Origin of the sequence: Trebonia kvetii (genome assembly GCF_007827045.1) — a bacterium.
Classification (GTDB): domain Bacteria; phylum Actinomycetota; class Actinomycetes; order Streptosporangiales; family Streptosporangiaceae; genus Trebonia; species Trebonia kvetii.
Genome location: NZ_RPFW01000002.1, coordinates 193,411 through 210,770, shown reverse-complemented (window position 1 = coordinate 210,770; position 17,360 = coordinate 193,411). Strand labels below are relative to the sequence as shown.

Genomic DNA, 17,360 nt, shown 5'->3' with positions numbered 1-17,360 from the left:
CTTCCGTGCTCAGTAGACCAGTTGCATCGGCTCGTCGGCCCCGCCGGGGCCGCCTGAGTCTTCGCCGCCCGGCGCCCGCGCGCCGTAGCTAGGCAGCGGCTCGCTGGTCAGCCCGCCCTTGATGTACTTGAGCAGCAGCCCGACCTCAAGGACGGCGAGCCCCCCGTACAGCACGGTGAAGACGATCAGCGAGGTGAGCACCTCGCCCGCGGAGTTGGCCGACACCCCGTCGGCGGTCTTCAGCTGGCCGTAGACCAGCCACGGCTGGCGGCCCATCTCTGTCATGATCCAGCCGAACGAGTTGCCAAGCAGCGGCAGCAGCGGCAGCGCGATCGCCGAGGCGATCAGCGTCTTGCGCCACAAGCCGCGGTTGCCTTGCGCGGGCGTACGGCCGCGCCTGGTGGCCCAGAGCGACACGATGGCGATCAGCGCGGCGAGCATGCCGACCCCGACCATGATCCGGAACGACCAGTAGATAACGGGCACGTACGGGATGTAGGAGCCGGGGCCGAACTGCGCCTGGTACTGCTGCTGCAGGTTGTCGATGCCCGGCACGGTGCGCGACCAGTTGCCGGTGGCCAGGAAGGAAAGCAGGCGGGGCAGGGTGATCTCGAAGACCGGGTTCGACCCGTTCAGCGAGCCGATGGTGAGCAGCGAGAACGGCGCGGGCGTGGACGTGTGGTAGAGCGCCTCGGCGGCGGCCATCTTCATCGGCTGGTACTGGGTGGTGAACAGCTTGCCCTGGGTGTCGCCGGTGATGATCACGGCGACTGCGCCGATGACCGCGGTGATGGCCCCCGTCTTCAGCGCGTGCCTGAATGCCAGTGCGTGGGCTTCCGCGATGCCCGGCCGCAGGATCTGCCACAGCGCCACGCCCGCCACCAGGGCCCCCGCGGTGAGGAAGCAGCCCGCGATGACGTGCGGGAAGCCGGCCAGCTGGGCCGGGTTGAACAGCACCGCGGCGAACGACGTCAGTTCGTCCTGCCTGGTCGCCGGGTTGTAGGTAGAGCCCACCGGGTGCTGCATCCAGGCGTTGGCGGCCAGAATGAAGTAGGCGGAAAGCAGCGTGCCTGTCGCGGCGATCCACATGCAGGCGGCGTGCAGCCGGGGCGGCAGCCGGTCCCAGCCGAATATCCACAGCCCGAGGAACGTGGATTCGAGGAAGAACGCGAGCAGCGCCTCAATCGCCAGCGGGGCGCCGAAGATGTTGCCCACCTGCCGCGAATAGGCGGACCAGTTCATGCCGAACTGGAATTCCTGCACAATTCCGGTGACGACGCCGAGGGCGAAATTGATCAGGAACAGCTTGCCGTAGAACTTCGCCAGCCGCAGCCAGCGCTCGCGCTTGGTGCTTATCCACGCGGTCTCGAACCCGGCGACAAGGAATCCGAGCCCGATGGTGATAGGGACGAAAAGGAAATGGTAAACGGTGGTGATGCCGAACTGCCATCGTGAAAGTTCAAGCACGCTCACTCTTTCGCCTCCCCCGCGACGTGGGAATAGTACCCGTCAATTCTTGTTCCGCCTCGTCACGAGGGCGCGGCGCGATGGACAGTTGACCATTTCCGGATATGTGGAGGTCACCGGCTAATGTCCCGGGTGCACCAGGACGAAAGTCCCGTTTCGCCTGGCCGGCGTGCGGGAGCGGACGCCGCCCCAGGACCTTCGGCGGGCCCAGGGCCGGCTTTCGCCTCTGCGAGGCAGGCCCGCCGTCCCGGAGCATGAGTGAAGGCATGGTCAGCATCAGGCTCAAGGAGGAATGCCATGAAGGCGCTTGTCTACCACGGTCCAGGCAGCAAATCCTGGGAGGAAGTCCCGGACGCGCGCGTCATCGACGACACCGACGCGGTCGTGCGGGTGGAGACGGTGACGATCTGCGGAACCGACCTGCACATCCTGAAGGGCGACACCCCAGAGGTGGCCGACGGCCGGATCCTCGGCCACGAGGCGGTCGGCACGGTCGTCTCCGTCGGCTCAGGCGTGAAGGCTGTCAAGCCGGGTGACCGGGTGCTCGTGTCCTGCGTGTCCGCCTGCGGGCACTGCCGATTCTGTCGCGAGGGCCGGTTCGGCCAGTGCCTGGGTGGCGGCGGCTGGATCCTCGGGTACATGATCGACGGCACCCAGGCCGAGTACGTACGCGTGCCGTTCGCCGACAACTCAACCTACAAGGTCCCGGCCGGCACCAGCGATGAGGAGATCCTCATGCTCGCCGACATCCTCCCGACCAGCTACGAAGTCGGCGCGCTCAATGGCCGCGTAGGCCCGGGCGACACCGTCGCGATTGTCGGCGCGGGCCCGATCGGCCTGTCGGCGATCCTCAGCGCGCGCATGTTCTCCCCCAGCCACGTCGTGGCGATCGACCTGGCCGACGCCCGCCTGGACGCCGCCAAGTCGTTCGGCGCCGACCTGACGGTCAACAACGGCAGGACCGACGCGGTCGAGTTCGTCCGCGGCATCACCGACGGGCTCGGCGCCGACGTCGCGATCGAGGCGGTCGGCGTGCCTGCCACCTTCGAGCTGTGCACCGAACTGGTCCGCCCCGGCGGCCGGGTGGCGAACATCGGCGTGCACGGGCACCCGGCCACCCTGCACCTGGAGTCGCTGTGGATCAGGGACATCACCATCACCACGGGCCTGGTTGACACCTTCTCCACGCCGACGCTGCTCCGCCTCGTCGCGGCGCACCAGATCGAGGCGGGACGCTTCGTCACCCACCGCTTCGACCTCGATGACATCGAGGAGGCATACAAGGTGTTCGGCAACGCGGCCGACACCGGCGCGATCAAGGTCGTGATGACCCGCGCCTGACGGCCGTGGCCGTCCCTGCCGCCGCCGCGGCGCGTGCTACGCCGCCGCGGCCGCGGCCCGGCCGGCGATCCGGCCGGAGAACAGGCACCCGCCGAGGAACGTCCCCTCGAGCGACCGGTACCCGTGCATGCCGCCGCCGCCGAAACCGGCCGCCTCCCCCGCCGCGTACAGGCCGGGGATGGGCTCGCCCGTCGCCGACAGCACCCGCGACGACAGGTCGGTGTGCAGCCCGCCGAGGCTCTTGCGGGTCAGCACGTGCAGCCGCACCGCGATCAGCGGCCCGGCCGCCGGGTCGAGCAGCGCGTGCGGCTTGGCCACCCTGATCAGCCGGTCGCCGAGGTAGGCGCGGGCCCGCCTGATCGCGTTCGCCTGGAAGTCCTTGCCGAACGGCCGGGTGACATCCGCGTCCCGCGCCCTGATCTCCCGCTTGATGGCCGCTGCGTCAAGCACGGGCGCGTCAAGCGCCGGGCTGCCGCCGACCAGCTCGTTCATCCGCGCGACAAGCCCGGCCAGGTCGGGCGCTGCGACGAAGTCCGCGCCATGGTCGAGGAAAGCCTGCACCGGGCCTGGCACGCCGCCGCCGAACCGGCTGGTGATCATGGCCCTGCGGTCCCGGCCGGTGAGGTCGGGGTTCTGCTCGGAGCCGGACAGCGCGAACTCCTTGGCGATGATCTTCCTGGTGAGGATGAACCAGGAGTAGTCGTAGCCGGTGCCGCGCAGGTACTCGAGCGTGCCGAGGGTGTCCGAGCCCGGGTAGAGCGGCACCGGCAGCCGCCGCCCGGTGGCGTCCAGCCACAGCGACGAGGGTCCCGGCAGGATGCGGATGCCGTGCAGCGGCCACACCGGGTTCCAGTTGCCGATGCCCTCGACGTAGTGCCACATCCGGTCGTCGTTGATCACGGCGGCGCCCGCGGTCGTCTGCGCGATGCCGATCATCCGCCCGTCGACGTGCGCGGGGACGCCGGACAGCATGCTCGCGGGCGGCGCGCCAAGCCGCGCCGGCCACGCCGCGCGGACCAGGTCGTGGTTGCCGCCGATGCCGCCGGAGGTGACGATGACCGCCTGCGCGCGGAACTCGAACTCCCCGGCAGCTGTCCGCGAGGACGAGACGCCGCGCGGGGAGTGGCTCGGCTCGAGGATGGTCCCCGAGACGCCGTCCACGGTCCCGTCGGTCGTGGTGAGCGCATCGACCCGGTGCCGGAACAGCAGCGTCACCCGCCCGGCCTCCGCTGCCGCCAGGACCCGGCGGGCGAACGGCTCGACGATCCCCGGTCCGGTGCCCCAGGTGATGTGGAACCGCGGCACGCTGTTGCCGAGGCCGCTGCCGTAGTGTCCGCCCCGCTCGGCCCAGCCGACGATCGGGATGACCGAGTGCCCCATCGAGGCCAGCCAGGCGCGTTTCTCCCCCGCGGCCCACTCCACGTAGGCGCGGGCCCACTTGCGCGGCCATTCGTCCTGCGGCCTGTCGAAGCCGGCCGTGCCCAGCCAGTCCCGCCACGCCAGGTCGAAGGAGTCGCGGACGCGCAACCGGCGCTGCTCGGGCGAGTCGACGAAGAACAGCCCGCCGAATGACCACCAGGCCTGCCCGCCGAGCGACTGCCGCGGCTCCTGGTCAAGGAGCAGGACGCGCCGCCCCGCGTCGGCCGCCTCCGCCGCCGCGACAAGGCCGGCCAGACCGGCCCCCACCACGATCACGTCCGCGTCCACGCGCGCCTCCCATCGCCAGCAAGAACAACCGCAAGATCAAGAACAGGATTATCCCGAACGGAGGCGCGGTAACACCCCCCGGCCACATGACCGCTCATCCCCGCCAAGCTCGCGGCGTCCTGGCGTACGCTCCGCGCTTCTTGCTGTTATCCGAATCTCGGGCGGAGGCCGGTGAGCATGCGGTCGAGGACCTCGCCGAGGTCGGCGCGCTCGGCGGACGGGTCGTCGGCGCGGGCGATCGCCAGGCTGGCCTCGGTCAGCATCGCGATGAGCAGCCGGGCCAGGGCGCGGACCGGCATCGCGTCCAGGGCCCCGGTCTCGGCGGCGCGGTCAAGCCACTCCTCGAGGATGCCGCGGCCGTAGCGGTCCACCAGGTCGTCCCAGGCGTCCGCGCCGAGCACCCGCGGCCCGTCAACGAGCACGATGCGCTGGAAGTCGCCGGCGATGCAGACGTCGAGGAAGGCGCTCACCCCGTCCCTGATCTCCTCGAGCGGCGAGGTCGCCTCCGCGGCGAGTTGCTCGTCGATCAGCCGCTGCGCCACGTCGCCCGCCGCCTCGGCCATGACCGCGCGAAACAGGTCCGCCTTGTCGCGGAAGTGGTGGTACAGCGCACCGCGGGTGACGCGCGCCTCGGCGACGATCTGCTCCGTGCCGGTGCCGTCGAAGCCGTTCGCGGCGAACAGCCGGCGCGCCGCGGCGACCAGCGCCTCCCTGGTGTCGGCGGCGTGCTCGGCCCGTCGCGCCGACGACGCCCGCACCCTGGCGGCTGACGAGCCCGTCACCTCCGGGCCGGGATCCGGCGATGCGGGGGGTTGCGGTTTCGCTGCCATACAGCCATCATGTGACATACAGCGTGTATGTTCAATGCGCAATGCTTGTTGGATGCACAGTGCTTGTTGGATGCACAGTGCATGTTGGATGCGTCATGCATGTCAGATGCGCGGCACGGGGCCACGAGAGACGGAGACTGGATCATGGCGATGCCGTTTCACCTCACGGTGAAGCTCGGGACTTACCTGATGAAGCAGAAGCTCCGCGGTGTCAAGAAGTACCCGCTGATCATGGAGCTTGAGCCGCTGTACGCGTGCAACCTCAAGTGCGGCGGCTGCGGCAAGATCCAGCAGCCCGCGGCGCTGCTCAAGCAGCGGATGTCGGTCGAGACGGCCATCGCCGCCGTCGAGGAGTGCGGCGCGCCGATGGTGTCCGTCGCCGGCGGCGAGCCGCTGATGCACCCCCAGATCCACCTGATCGTCGAAGAGCTGCTCAAGCGGAAGAAGTTCGTCGTGCTGTGCACGAACGCCGTCTTCCTGCCCAAGCACATCGACAAGTTCAAGCCGAACAAGAACTTCGCCTGGATGGTCCACCTGGACGGCATCGGCGACAGGCACGACGAGGCGGTCGCCAAGAAGGGCGTCTTCGTCCAGGCGGTCGAGGCGATCAAGCTGGCCAAGTCGAAGGGCTTCGCGGTCTACACGAACACCACCGTGTTCAACACCGACACGCCGCAGGACCTGATCGACACCCTCAACTACATCAACGATGACCTCAAGGTCGACCGCCTCGAGATCGCCCCTGGCTACGCCTACGGCAAGGCGCCCGACCAGGACCGCTTCCTGGGCGTGACGCAGACCCGCGAGCTGTTCAGCAAGGCGTTCGCCGAGGGCCGCCGCAAGAAGTGGCGCTTCAACCACTCCCAGCTCTACTTGGACTTCCTCGAGGGCAAGCAGGACTTCCAGTGCACCCCGTGGGGCGTGCCGCTGTACACGCTCCAGGGCTGGCAGCGCCCCTGCTACCTGCTCGACGACGGCTACGTCGACTCCTGGCAGGAACTGCTCGACACGACCGACTGGGACTCCTTCGGCCGCGGCAAGGACCCGCGCTGCGACAACTGCATGGCGCACTGCGGCTACGAGCCGACCGCTGTCCTGGCCACCATGGACTCGCTGCGCGAGTCGCTGCGCGCCATGGTCAGCCACTAATCGTCCCTCGCCCAGCGCGGCAGGGTCAGTGGACGTTTGGGCACCCGGGAGTGTGCCCAAACGTCCACGCTAAAGCAGCAGGCCGGACGGCAGCAGGGCGTGCACGCCCCAGGTGACGTTGGCTACCTGGGTGACCCGCAGGTCGACGCAGGTGGAGGCGAGGGCGAGCGCCTCGGCGCGTGACGTGCCGTACAGCGACGCCATCCAGGTGACCATCGCGTCGAGCGCGTCCCCCATCGCCTCGTTCAGGTCGGCGGAGAACCCGAAGGTGACCAGACCCGCCGGGGTCTGCGCGTGCACCGAGGCAAGCGGCCTGCCCGCGGCGACGCTGACGACGGCCTCGGTCGTCATGCCGCACTCGATGGCGGTGCCGCAGGACTCACCGTCGCCCTGCGCCGCGTGCCCGTCGCCGAGGTAGAGCAGCGCGCCCTCGGCGGCGACCGGCAGGTACAGGGTCGAGCCGGCGACGAGTTCCTTGCAGTCGATGTTGCCGCCCGCGTCGGGGCGAGGCGGGATCGTGGAGTGCTCGCCTGGCCCGGCGGGCGCGACCCCGGTCACCCCGAGGAACGGGGCGATCGGCCTGGTGTACCGGCCGTTGGCGGTGGCCGTGCCCGCGGCGCTGTCGATGTCCCACAGCAGCCAGGCGGGCTCGGCGCCGTCCAGTCCAACCCGGCGCGCCACCGGCGAGCCCGGCACGGCCGGTGAGACCGTCCAGCCCCACGGCACCGGCGTCAGCGCGACGATGCGCACCGCGAGCATGTCACCGGGCGCCGCGCCGCGCACCGCGACGGGCCGGTTGACGCAGTGCCCGCGGAAGTCGCCGGGGAACATCACCGGCTTGCCCGTGTCGCCGGGGAACTCGTGCCGCTCCAGGTACCCGGCGGCGTCGAGCGACTCCACGACGATCGTGTCGCCGGAATCGATGGTGACGACCGGCTCGTGCGCGGCGGAGAAGCAGTTGGTGGTGTCCGCTGGGGTGGGCTTAATCCGGTGCAGGGCCATAAGCGCGATTATCCCGAACGGAAGCGTGCTTCGCCGGTCCCGCCCGGCGCCTCTTTTCCCGGCGGTGTAGGTTGGCCGGCGTGACCGATGCGGAGATGACGGAGCCGGACAGCACCGCGGTGCGCGTCGCGCTCTGGCGGGCCATGCACGTGCTGGTAGACGCGCCGCCGTACGTGCTGCAGGACGAGATCGGGCTGCGGCTCGCCGACCCGCCCGACGGCTGGCGCGACAGGCCCGATATGGATCCCGTGTTCACCGCCGGGTTCCGCGCCTCCATCGTGGCCCGCGCCAGGTTCATCGAAGACCTGGTCGCCGCGCAGGCCGAGCGCGGCGTCACCCAGTACGTGCTGCTCGGCGCCGGCCTCGACACGTTCGCGCAGCGCCGCGCCGACGCGGTCCTGGCCGCCGGGCTCCGGGTGTTCGAGGTCGACCAGCCGGGCACGCAGGCGTGGAAGCGGCGGCGGCTCGCCGACCTCGGCTACGGCATACCGGACTGGCTGCGCCTGGTCCCCGTCGACTTCGAGGCGGGCGCCTCGTGGCAGGCGGAGATCGCGGCGGCCGGTTTTGACGCCGCGCGACCCGCCGTGGTCGCCTCCACCGGTGTCAGCATGTACCTGACCAGGGAGGCGAACCTGGCGACGCTCCGCGAGTTCGCCACGCTCACGCCCGGTTCCACCGTGGCGATGACGTTCCTGCTCCCCCTGGAACTGCTCGACGAGCGGGACCGGCAGGGCTGGATCATCGCGGAGAACGGCGCCAGGTCATCGGGGACCCCGTTCCTCAGCTTCTTCGCCCCGCTGGAGTTCCTCGACCTGGCCCGCTCGGCCGGCTTCACCGCTATCAGGCACGTATCGGGGGTCGACCTGAACGAGCGCTACTTCGCCGGGCGCCCCGACGGGCTGCGCATGTCGACGGGCGAGGACTTCCTCGTCGCGACGACCTGACCCGCCACCCGCCGCAGCCGCCCCTCCCGGACAAGATCGTCTATGAGCGGGCCGGTCAAGTACCACTGCCAGGAGAACCACCGCGGCAGGTCAGCCTCGGGTGCCACGACCGCCGCGCGCACGCCGGCGACGAGGAGGTCACCGAACGCGCGGCGCGGGTCCGCGTCCGTGCCGCCGGCGCCGGGGTACGCCTGGTCCCAGCGGGCCAGCTCGCTCGAATGCCGGTGTCCCTCGCCCGCTGCCACAACCGGCGAACGCGAGACGATCGCGCCGCAGCGCTCAAGCGGTGACCGCAGCGCCTTCAGCTCGGGCCGCTTGAGCCCCAGTTCGGTGCGCAGGTCGTCAATGCTGGACGGCCCGGCGGCGGCCAGGTGGTCGAGCAGCCGGGCCCAGCCGCGGTCGGCAGCGCGCATACGCGCGATCTCTGCCCGGCAGACCGGGTCGAGCAGGGCCGCGACCTCCGCGCTCACCAGCAGGTTCTTGCCACGATGCACCGCGGTCGGCAGGTAGCCGCGCTCGGCAAGCGCACCGAACCACGGCCACTTCGTAGCAGGCCACGACGCGAAGCCGGCACCGCCCGCCTGGTACGGGTCCTCATGGCACGCCTCGTACAAGCTCGGCAGCGCGCAGTCCGCCGTGCGGGTCAGCAGCCCGCGGTCACGCAGAAACCCCTCCGCCTCCTCGACCGAGGCCAGGGCCCGCTCAGGGACGAGGCGGCATCGGAACGCCCGCTGCTCAAGCAGGTCCGCCAGCGACTCCACCCCGCCATCCTCCTCCCGCCGCACCGCACGGTAAAGCAAGGCCGCGTCCTCGCCTGCTGTAAGAGTGCCGGCGCGGCACGAGTGGCCGCTGGCGAGCGCCTGCTGTCAGCGGGACAGGTAGCGCCGGGCGCCGGCGTAGTAGGCGAAGGACGATACCGGGTCGATCCTGATGACAGCGCCGGTGTGCGGGGCGTCGATCATGGTGCCGCCGCCCACGTACATTCCGACGTGGCTGATCGGGCCGTTCGTGCTGTTGCGGAAGAACACCAGGTCGCCGGGCTGCAGGCCGCTGCGGGCGATGACGGTGCCGTGGACGGCCTGCTGATCGGCGTCGCGGGACAGGGTCAGCCCGTAGGAATGGTAGACGGAGTAGGTGAATCCGGAGCAGTCGTAGCCGAACCCTGATGTCCCGGCCCACAGGTAGGGCAGCCGGAGGAATTTCCTTGCTTCGGCGACGACCCGGGCCCTGGTGGCGCCCCAGGAGGAACCAGCGCCGTGCAGGACGACGTCGCCGCGGCGCACGGCGGCCTTCTGGCCGCCGATCAGGGTCACCTCGACGTAGGTGGCGGCGGCCAGGACCACGGGCAGGCGGGTGTCGTAGGAAACCAGCATCATCTTGGTCCCGGCGACACCGCCGGCCGTCCAGCGGCTCCACAGCCAGGCGGCCTGGGACCGGATCACCGCGGAGGTGGCGGCCGCGGGCGGCGCGGTGCGGGTGAGCTGCACCGTGGGCACCCAGCCTGGATAGCCGCGCCGGTCACGGTTGGTGGGCTGGCTGGGGACGGCCACCTGCGTCCAGTTACGCCAGTGCCCGGTGACGGTGACCTTGGTGCCGTAAAGGGCCTGGGTTTCCAGCCTGCCGACCAGCCAGCTCTTTTGCGCCACGGTCATCGCGCGGACCCACAGCTGCGGGTGCGCGGGGTTGCCGAGCGCGGGCTTGTCGACAGCCCGCGGGTACCGCGGCTTGACCCATACCGTGGCCACGCTGACCGCCACGTAGCAGGTGCCCGATGCGCAGGCCGCCGGGGCAGCGACTGCCGGGGCCGCAGCCGCGGGGCCCGCAGCCACCGGGGCAGCGGCCACCGGGGCAGCGGCCGGGGCCGCAGCGGCGCCGCCGGGGTTTGGCGAGGCGACCCGCCCGCAGCCGAGAGCCAGGCCCAGAGCCGCCGCGGCGAGCGCCATCGCGCTCATTCGCGGCCGCCGTTGCGTGGCCTTCCCGGCCGGAGCCGCCGCCATCGGGGACGGTCCAGCGGCGGTGCAATCACCCATCACGGGCTGCTTCCCTGCCCGCCGTCAGGCGGCGATCAGCACGGCGAGGCGTTCCCAGAAGTCCTGCTCGCGGTCGGCGATGTCGCGCATCGGTTCCGTGGCGCTCTGCAGCAGGTCCGCGGGCTTGCCGGCCTGCGCCGCCGCGGCGAAGGCCGCGGCCACTTGCTCCCACAAGTCGCCGATCGCGGTCAGCTCCGTGCCCATCCCGGCAAAGCGCGGCTCGTCCGTTACCGCCGCGGCCTCGGTCAGGAACCGGCCGTACATGTAACGGAAAATCCCGCCGCCGGTCCCACCGCGGTGATCGATGAACAGCGCCACGTTGAAACAGGTGCGCCGCAGCGCGCCCGCGTCCAGGACCTGCGGCCACTTCGCTGTCTCCCTGATCGCCTTGCGGATACCCTTGACGCCGAGGTTAGCGATCGGCGGGGCCAGCATCTGCTGGCATGCCTCGCCGATCGATTCCCGGATCTCAGCGGGGGCCGGCGGCCGGGCGGCGGCGAAGTCGAACGTGTACCACGTGTGCCCAGGCGGGAACGGCTTGTACCGTGAGCCGCGCGCTCTTTCCAGCGCGTCCCAGCCGACCGGATGCAGCTCGCCGTCCCGGTCGGCGACAAGCACCTGCCCGGTGTCCGGGTCGTAGCCGGCCACCGCGACGACATGCCCGCCGAAGTGATAGCCCTCAGGCAACTTGAGGTACGGCAGGAAGCCCATGTCGAGATACACGAGCACGGGCTCATCCGCCTCAAGCAGCTCGCGCAGCGCAGCCTGCGCGGTGCGGGCGCTTGAGGTGGCGTGCGACGCGACCGCGACACCGGTTCGCCGGCCGACGGTCTTCTCCAGGCCTTCCTCTCCTGGGCGGGCGACGTTGGCCCTGCCGCCGTAGAAGGGGTCGGCACCCTTGATGTGGAAGTACACGAACCCGAGCCCGCGGCCCAGTCCAAGCAGCATGTCCTCGGAGATCGGGTAGCCGTGGCAGTCGTAGATGTGCTTCAGCGACCCGGTCACGCAGTGGCGGGTCGTATACGTGGTGAAACCGGGAAAAGGCCGGAGCATGTCCGTCACCTCCTTGCGCCGGCAGCATGCCAGCACCTCAACCAGACACCGGGCTAGGGGACCTGGGTAGGGCCGATGGACCCGGTGCCACCCGACTAAGGTCGATCATCGGGCACGGCGTCGCCGACTGCTGGAGATCAGCGGGTCATGATGGTCCGTCGCCGCCCACGGCGATGACGAGATCCCGGCGGCTGGTGATGCCGAGTTTGCGGAACGCGTTTGCCAGGTGCCATTCGACGGTTTTCGTGGTGACGAAAAGGGCGTGCGCGATCTCGGTGTTTGTGCGGCCGTGCCCTGCGAATTCGGCGACGCGCCGCTCGGCCGGTGTCAGCGATTCGATTCCGCTGAGCCGGATGCGCCGGGGCCGGCTTCCTGTGGCAAGCAGCTCGGTCCGCGCGCGTCCGGCCAGGACCTGCGCACCGCAGCTGGTGGCGATGTCAAGGGCGCGGCGCAGCACCGGGCGGGCAGCGGCGCGTTGCCCGCCGCGCCGCAGCGCGGAGCCGAGCTCGGTCAGGGAGCGAGCGAGTTCCAGTCGCCCGGGCGTGGCTTCCAGCGTCTTTACCGAATCCGACAGCAACGCGATCGCCTGGTCGCCCTCGGCGACCAGGCCACTCGCGCGAAGCGCGATGCCGGCCGACCGGGAGTTGCCCGCGCGGCGGGCGAGGACGAGTTCGTCAGCGATCAGTCCCGCCGCCCGCTCGCCGTGTCCGGCCGCGATCGCCGCCTGCGCCGCCCAGGAACGCCAGGGCAGGAAGCCCGGGCTCACGAGCCCGAGGGCGTCGGCCGTCGCGCCGGCGGCGGTGAAGTGCGCGAGTGCCTGCCCGGGCTGGTCAAGCGCGGATGCGAGGCGGCCGCGTGCTTCGAGCCGCAGGCTTGCGCCGACTGGGTCGACGGCGTCGTCGCTGTCAGCGTCAAGGACAGCGCGGGCGGCATCGGTGTCTCCCCATTCCAGGTAGACCTGCGCGAGATTGGCCGCGATCCACGGGCCGTACAGGTTCCAGTCGTCGGTGCGGCACGCGGTCAGCGCATGCTGGGCATAGGCGTGCGCCTGGACGAGATCGCCGCGCCGGTAAGCCACGACCGAGGACCAGTGGTAGGCGACTGTCTCGGTGATCAGGGAGGTGCGGGCGCGCCCGGTGCGCAGGGCACACGCGAGCGCGTCCGCCGCGCGCTCGAGTTCGTCGATGATCACGAGGGCAACGACAGGGAAGCCAAGCACTATCCCGTGTGCCTGGTCATCCACCAGCGGATGGCGGGCGAAAGCACCCTCCGCCACAGGCAGTACCAGCGCGGCAGGATCACCCGCGATGGCCATGCGCGCGCTCACGTGCGCGCAGATCATCGGATCACGGGGCGGCCGCCCGCTGCGCGCATCCGGCAGATACCTCTGCAGCTGGTCGGTGAGTCCTGCTCGCAGCGCAGGGACGAACGTGGCCGCTGTGAGCTGGGCGGACAGCAGGTGGGCGGCCAGCTCGTCGCCCGGGTCGATCTCGGCGAGGCCCCGCTCGGCCGCGGCGGCTGACTCAGCGATCTCGCCCTTGAAGAACAGCAGGCGCGCCAGCTGGTGGTACGCGTCGCCCCTGGTGTGCGGGTCGCCGACGTGCTCAAGTACCTGGACGAGCCTGCTGACCGCGTCCGGCGAGCCGTCGGCCGCCTCAGCGTGGGCCAGCTCGATCAGGATCGCATCGCGGTGGTCCGGCGGCGGCCGCTCCTCAAGCGCGCGCCGCAGCAGCCGCACCGCCACCCGTGACTCACCGTGCACCAGCGCGTCGTGCCCGGCCGCGCGAAGCGCCGCGGAGGCCCACGCCTCGCCTTCTGGCCGGGTCTCGATCAGGTGCCCGGCGACGCTGGCGGCATCGGCACCGTCGCGGTCGAGCAGCGCGGCCGCCCGGCGGTGCTCGCGTGCCCGCCTGAAAGGCCCGAGCTCAGCGAGTACCGCCGCCCGGCGCCGGCCTGCTGCTGCCAGGCGAGCCACTGGCTTTCGTGCACCCGCTGCCAGCGCGTCGGCGGCCTGCTCGGCCTCGGCAGTGTCGAGGCCGGCCAGCTCTGCGGCTCGCGCCACGGGCGCCTGCCCGAACACCGCGACCGCGCTGGCCAGCCGCTTCGCCGTTTCTGTCAGACGGGCCAGGTTGACCACGACGGCGTCCATGACCGACTCGGGCAGCAGCGTGGCGACCCGGCGCGCGGCGTCGTCAGTAGGCGCCACCGCGTCGGCGCGCAGCACCGCGAGCAGCTCTTCGAGCAGGAACGGGTTGCCGCCGCTGACGTGCGCGCATGACCGGCAGAACTCGTCTGTAGCGTCGGGAAAATGGTGAGCGCGGATCAGGCCGCTGACCGCCGCCTCGGTGAGCACGGCCGGACGCAGCCGCACGCAGCCCGGCTGGGCGCGCAGGCGCCCGAGCAGATCGCGCGTCTCCCCCGGTTCGCCGGTACGCACCGCTACGATGACGCAGAACCCCACGTCCTCGAAACGCCCGGCCAGATGGGCGAGAAAGCGCAAGGACGGCCGGTCAGCCCACTGCGCGTCATCAACGACGACAGCGAGGCGGCCGGGCGACGAGCCGTCCGCGAGCGCCTGCGCGAGATTGACCGCGAGCCAGTGCAGGCCTTCGACCAGTGCCCCGGCCTGACCTTCGCCGAGCCGCGCATCGGCGTCGAACCCGTCAAGCAGGGGCTGCGCCAGCGCCGCCGGCCCGGCAAGCAGGCCGGCCCGCTCCCGGCCGGAGGCGCGCAGCAGCGGCGGCACGAACAACTGCCGCGCCACGCCGAACGGCACCTCCCGCTCAAGTTCCAGGCCACGGGCCGCGAGCACGGGCAACTGCCGCTCGGTCCCGAGCGACCGGGCCACCGCGAGCAGACGTGACTTGCCGATCCCCGCGGGACCTTCGACGAGCACCAGCTGGCCGGTCCCGCTGACAGCGGAGTCGAAAGCGGCACCGAGTGCGGTGACCTCGCTCTCGCGCTCCCACAGGTCGCCACCCGCCAACTGGCGCCCCTTCCGCTCGGCGGCCCGCGCCGAAGCCATCCGCGCGCACGCGGCCCGCGTCCTTGACCGTCAAATTCCCGGGGACCAAGACCACTAATACTAGGGTCCCGCCCCAGTGCCAGGCGAGCGCCCCGGCGGCGACGATTCCAAGTACGCGGTCACCCCGTCGCCGCTGCGATCATCAGAAACCGGCACCGCAAACCTGGAGATTCCCATGCCGACTCAGTACCTGCTCGACCCCGCCTGGTACGCCGAGCGTGACCGGCTCAACAGCCTGACCCGACTGTACGATCCCGGCACGATGGCGCTGGTCGAGCGCCTTGACCTGCGTCCTGGCGCCCGCTGCGCCGAGATCGGCGCCGGCACCGGCAGCGTCGCCGAACTCCTCGCGCGCCATGTCGGACCGGGCGGTCAGGTCCTGGCCGTCGACACCGACACCCGGTTCCTTGACCCGCTCGCCGACGCCGTCATCACCGTCGCCCGTCAGGACGTGACCGCCACGGCGCTTCCCCGCGGCCAGTTCGACCTCATCCACGCGAGGCTGCTGCTCGAGCATCTCCCGCGGCGTGACGATGTTCTCGCCTCACTGGGGGAGAGCCTCGCGCCCGGCGGCTGGCTGCTTGTCGAGGACCTCGACTGGGCGACGGCGGAGGTCATCGACCCGCCGTCGCCCGTCTACAACCGGGTCACCGGCGCGTGCCGCGAGTTCATGCGCAGCCGCGGCTACGACCCGGAGTTCGCCAGGCGGCTACCACGGTGCCTCGCCGCGGCCGGCCTCGCCGATGTCGGCGCGCAAGCGGTCGCGGTACAGGTGCGGGCCGATGCCGTTGGCGGCATCCCGCAGTGGGAACTGCTCGTGGCGCAGCTCGCCCCTGGCCTGCTCGCGGGCGGCTGGATCGACAAGACCGATCTTGAGTCGTTCACCGCGATATGCCGTGACAGCGACAGCGTCATCTTCGCACCGCTCATGATCAGCAGTTGGGCACGACGAGCGTGACGTGATGCAGGCGCGCGGGACCGTGAGCCAGGCGGGACCGGTCAGAAGAAGGGCCCGCCGGCGATCTGCGGGCCGCCCTCGCGGTCCTTCGTCAGGTAGTAGGAGCCGATCGCCGTGTAGGCAGTCTCCACGTAGTTGGTGTGCGCTGCCGCGGTGTTGATGTCGCGGAACGCGCGCTCGATCGGCCGGCCCCGGTAGACGGCGCTCGAGCCGGCCATCTCGAAGATCATTCCGACCGCCTCCCGCGCCGACCTGACGGCGAAGATGTTCGCCTCGCGCAGCCGGACCCGCAGGTCGAGCGACAGTTCCTGGCTCACCCCGGCGTCGGCGAAGGCGGCGCGGACGGTCTCGTGCAGCAGCGCCCGCGCCGCGCGGACCTGAGCGTCGGCCCGGGCGAACGCGATCTGGTGCGCCTGCATGTGCCCCATCGCCATGTGCCGCGCCGACCCGGGAACCGGCTTGGTGTTGACCGCGGCCACGAACGCTTCCATGGCGGCGGACGCGATGCCGAGTGCGTGCGCCCCGTGTCCCACCTCGGGCATCTCCTTGATGCGGAACAGCGCACGGTCGTAGGCCGGCGGTCCGTAGAAGCCCGGGTTGACCTGATCGTCGGGGACGAAAAGGTCGGACACCTCGAAGTCGCCGCTTCCCGTGCCGCGCAGGCCAAGGCCGTCCCAGGTGTCGATGAGGCGGGCCTGGTCCGCCGGCCATATCGCGAGCAGGCGCTGCGGCTGCCCGGCGGCGTCCATGACCGGTGCGCCGCCGGAGTCGCAGACGAGCGACATGCCGCCAAGCCAGGTCGCGAAGGGCGAACCGCTGGCGAACGGCCACCGGCCGCTGACGCGGTAGCCGCCGTCGGCCCTGACCGCCGTGCCGCCTACCCGGCCCAGGCTCATCGCGAGGATCAGCCGGCCGCCGCCGCGCTCACGGAACCGCTCGAACCGCGCCGGATCGAGGAACGTCAGTCCCACGCCCGACTGGATGAACGCCAGCCAGCCGACGGAGGAGTTGAGCCGGGCGAACTCCTCGACCATCGCAAGCCACTCGACTGGCTCAGCCTCGAGGCCGCCGACCTCACGCGGGAGCAGCGCCTTAAAGACGCCCGCGTCGTAGAGCGCCGCCACCAGCGGCGGCGGGATGCGCCCCTCCTCGAGAGCCGGCGCGTGCTCGCGGATGAGCGGCTCGAGGGAGCGCGCGATACCGACAAGGGCCACGACCGGAAGCTAACACATGACCGGCGTGGCCCGGCGCAAACCCGGGTGCGCGGCGACATCGGCCGCGGCTAGCGTTGGCCGCATGACCGTGCCCTTTCCAGAGCCGACCGCGCCCGCGCAGTCGCGAGCCGAGGTGTTCAACCGCTATCTCGACTACTTCAGAGACCGGCTCGCCGCCAAGCTGCGCGAACTGCCGCCCGCGGATCTGCGCGCCAGCGGGCTGCCGTCCGGCTGGACGCCGCTGGAGTTGCTCAAGCACCTGACCTTCGTCGAGCTGCGCTGGCTGGAGTGGGGCTTCGAGGGACGCGACGTCGGCGACCCGTGGGGCGACCAGCGGGACGGGCGCTGGTACGCGGCCCCTGGCGACACCCTCGACGGCCTGCTCGCCGCCCTGGACAGCCAGGCGGAACGGAGCCGGGCGGTGATCGCCAGGCATGATCTTGACGAGGTCGGCGTGCCCGGCGAGCGGTGGGACGGCGATCCGCCCGCCACCCTGGAGCGGGTACTTTTCCACCTGGTGCAGGAGTACGCCCGCCACATCGGCCATCTGGATATCGTGTGCGAGCTCGCCGGGGCGGGCACCGGCGAATGAACACGGCGCGCCCCGCGCCAGGCTGCCCGGCCGTGCGAGAGGATGAGG

General features: G+C 71.1%; 14 protein-coding genes. 5 read left to right on the top strand and 9 right to left on the bottom strand.

Going from position 1 to position 17,360, the window contains the following annotated elements:
• Positions 1-9: 9 nt before the first annotated feature.
• A complete protein-coding gene (locus tag EAS64_RS09680) occupies positions 10-1,473 on the bottom strand; it encodes a cytochrome ubiquinol oxidase subunit I (RefSeq protein WP_145852606.1) in 1,464 nt (487 codons plus the stop codon).
• A gap of 291 nt (positions 1,474-1,764) precedes the next feature.
• On the opposite strand from EAS64_RS09680, the gene EAS64_RS09675 reads away from it, so the two are divergent.
• On the top strand, positions 1,765-2,808 hold the full coding sequence (locus EAS64_RS09675; RefSeq protein WP_145852605.1) for a zinc-dependent alcohol dehydrogenase family protein: 1,044 nt from the start codon (positions 1,765-1,767) through the stop codon (positions 2,806-2,808).
• A gap of 36 nt (positions 2,809-2,844) precedes the next feature.
• On the opposite strand, the gene EAS64_RS09670 is transcribed toward EAS64_RS09675, so the two are convergent.
• Together EAS64_RS09670 and EAS64_RS09665 are read right to left on the bottom strand one after the other, a co-directional pair.
• Positions 2,845-4,515 (bottom strand): FAD-binding dehydrogenase, encoded by a 1,671-nt coding sequence (locus EAS64_RS09670; protein WP_145852604.1) that lies wholly within the window; start codon positions 4,513-4,515, stop codon positions 2,845-2,847.
• Between the two features lie 146 nt (positions 4,516-4,661).
• Positions 4,662-5,345, bottom strand: coding sequence for a TetR/AcrR family transcriptional regulator (locus EAS64_RS09665; RefSeq protein WP_145852603.1), 684 nt, complete (start codon positions 5,343-5,345; stop codon positions 4,662-4,664).
• Positions 5,346-5,489: 144 nt separating this feature from the next.
• Here EAS64_RS09665 and hpnH point away from each other — a divergent pair, with 144 nt between their 5' ends.
• Positions 5,490-6,494, top strand: coding sequence for an adenosyl-hopene transferase HpnH (hpnH, locus tag EAS64_RS09660; protein ID WP_145852602.1), 1,005 nt, complete (start codon positions 5,490-5,492; stop codon positions 6,492-6,494).
• Between the two features lie 69 nt (positions 6,495-6,563).
• Here the strand turns inward: hpnH and EAS64_RS09655 are convergent, their stop codons facing one another.
• The gene (locus EAS64_RS09655) at positions 6,564-7,496 is read right to left on the bottom strand and encodes an acetamidase/formamidase family protein (RefSeq protein WP_145852601.1); all 933 of its coding nucleotides are present in this window, start codon (positions 7,494-7,496) and stop codon (positions 6,564-6,566) included.
• 80 nt (positions 7,497-7,576) lie between these two features.
• Here EAS64_RS09655 and EAS64_RS09650 point away from each other — a divergent pair, with 80 nt between their 5' ends.
• Positions 7,577-8,440, top strand: a complete 864-nt coding sequence (locus EAS64_RS09650; protein WP_246115610.1) for a class I SAM-dependent methyltransferase — start codon at positions 7,577-7,579, stop codon at positions 8,438-8,440.
• On the opposite strand, the gene EAS64_RS09645 is transcribed toward EAS64_RS09650, so the two are convergent.
• The 4 genes from EAS64_RS09645 to EAS64_RS09630 all read right to left on the bottom strand — a co-directional run bounded on the left by EAS64_RS09645 (position 8,371) and on the right by EAS64_RS09630 (position 14,548).
• Entirely contained in the window at positions 8,371-9,240 is an 870-nt protein-coding gene (locus tag EAS64_RS09645; RefSeq protein ID WP_145852600.1) for a hypothetical protein, read from the bottom strand. The two genes, EAS64_RS09650 and EAS64_RS09645, sit on opposite strands and share 70 nt — an antisense overlap.
• A 66-nt stretch (positions 9,241-9,306) precedes the next feature.
• Positions 9,307-10,392, bottom strand: coding sequence for a C40 family peptidase (locus EAS64_RS09640; protein ID WP_187365813.1), 1,086 nt, complete (start codon positions 10,390-10,392; stop codon positions 9,307-9,309).
• Positions 10,393-10,494: 102 nt separating this feature from the next.
• Positions 10,495-11,523: a BtrH N-terminal domain-containing protein gene (locus EAS64_RS09635; protein WP_145852598.1), complete on the bottom strand. Its 1,029-nt coding sequence runs from the start codon at positions 11,521-11,523 to the stop codon at positions 10,495-10,497.
• A 145-nt stretch (positions 11,524-11,668) separates the two neighbouring features.
• Positions 11,669-14,548 (bottom strand): helix-turn-helix transcriptional regulator, encoded by a 2,880-nt coding sequence (locus tag EAS64_RS09630; protein ID WP_145852597.1) that lies wholly within the window; start codon positions 14,546-14,548, stop codon positions 11,669-11,671.
• A 76-nt stretch (positions 14,549-14,624) separates the two neighbouring features.
• Here EAS64_RS09630 and EAS64_RS09625 point away from each other — a divergent pair, with 76 nt between their 5' ends.
• Positions 14,625-15,506 carry a class I SAM-dependent methyltransferase gene (locus tag EAS64_RS09625; RefSeq protein WP_145852596.1) on the top strand — a complete coding sequence of 294 codons (882 nt, stop codon included), beginning with the start codon at positions 14,625-14,627 and terminating at the stop codon, positions 15,504-15,506.
• Positions 15,507-15,547: 41 nt separating this feature from the next.
• On the opposite strand, the gene EAS64_RS09620 is transcribed toward EAS64_RS09625, so the two are convergent.
• On the bottom strand, positions 15,548-16,720 hold the full coding sequence (locus tag EAS64_RS09620; protein ID WP_145852595.1) for an acyl-CoA dehydrogenase family protein: 1,173 nt from the start codon (positions 16,718-16,720) through the stop codon (positions 15,548-15,550).
• A gap of 82 nt (positions 16,721-16,802) precedes the next feature.
• Between EAS64_RS09620 and EAS64_RS09615 the strand changes: the two genes are divergently transcribed.
• Entirely contained in the window at positions 16,803-17,312 is a 510-nt protein-coding gene (locus EAS64_RS09615; RefSeq protein WP_145852594.1) for a DinB family protein, read from the top strand.
• Positions 17,313-17,360 lie beyond the last annotated feature (48 nt).

What these genes read in the sequence shown, in the direction of transcription:
- EAS64_RS09675 (WP_145852605.1), top strand. Translation starts at nt 1,765, where the DNA reads ATGAAGGCGCTTGTCTACCACGGTCCAGGCAGCAAATCCTGGGAGGAA.
- EAS64_RS09665 (WP_145852603.1), bottom strand. Translation starts at nt 5,345, where the DNA reads ATGGCAGCGAAACCGCAACCCCCCGCATCGCCGGATCCCGGCCCGGAG.
- hpnH (WP_145852602.1), top strand. Translation starts at nt 5,490, where the DNA reads ATGGCGATGCCGTTTCACCTCACGGTGAAGCTCGGGACTTACCTGATG.
- EAS64_RS09655 (WP_145852601.1), bottom strand. Translation starts at nt 7,496, where the DNA reads ATGGCCCTGCACCGGATTAAGCCCACCCCAGCGGACACCACCAACTGC.
- EAS64_RS09640 (WP_187365813.1), bottom strand. Translation starts at nt 10,392, where the DNA reads ATGAGCGCGATGGCGCTCGCCGCGGCGGCTCTGGGCCTGGCTCTCGGC.
- EAS64_RS09635 (WP_145852598.1), bottom strand. Translation starts at nt 11,523, where the DNA reads ATGCTCCGGCCTTTTCCCGGTTTCACCACGTATACGACCCGCCACTGC.
- EAS64_RS09630 (WP_145852597.1), bottom strand. Translation starts at nt 14,548, where the DNA reads ATGGCTTCGGCGCGGGCCGCCGAGCGGAAGGGGCGCCAGTTGGCGGGT.
- EAS64_RS09615 (WP_145852594.1), top strand. Translation starts at nt 16,803, where the DNA reads ATGACCGTGCCCTTTCCAGAGCCGACCGCGCCCGCGCAGTCGCGAGCC.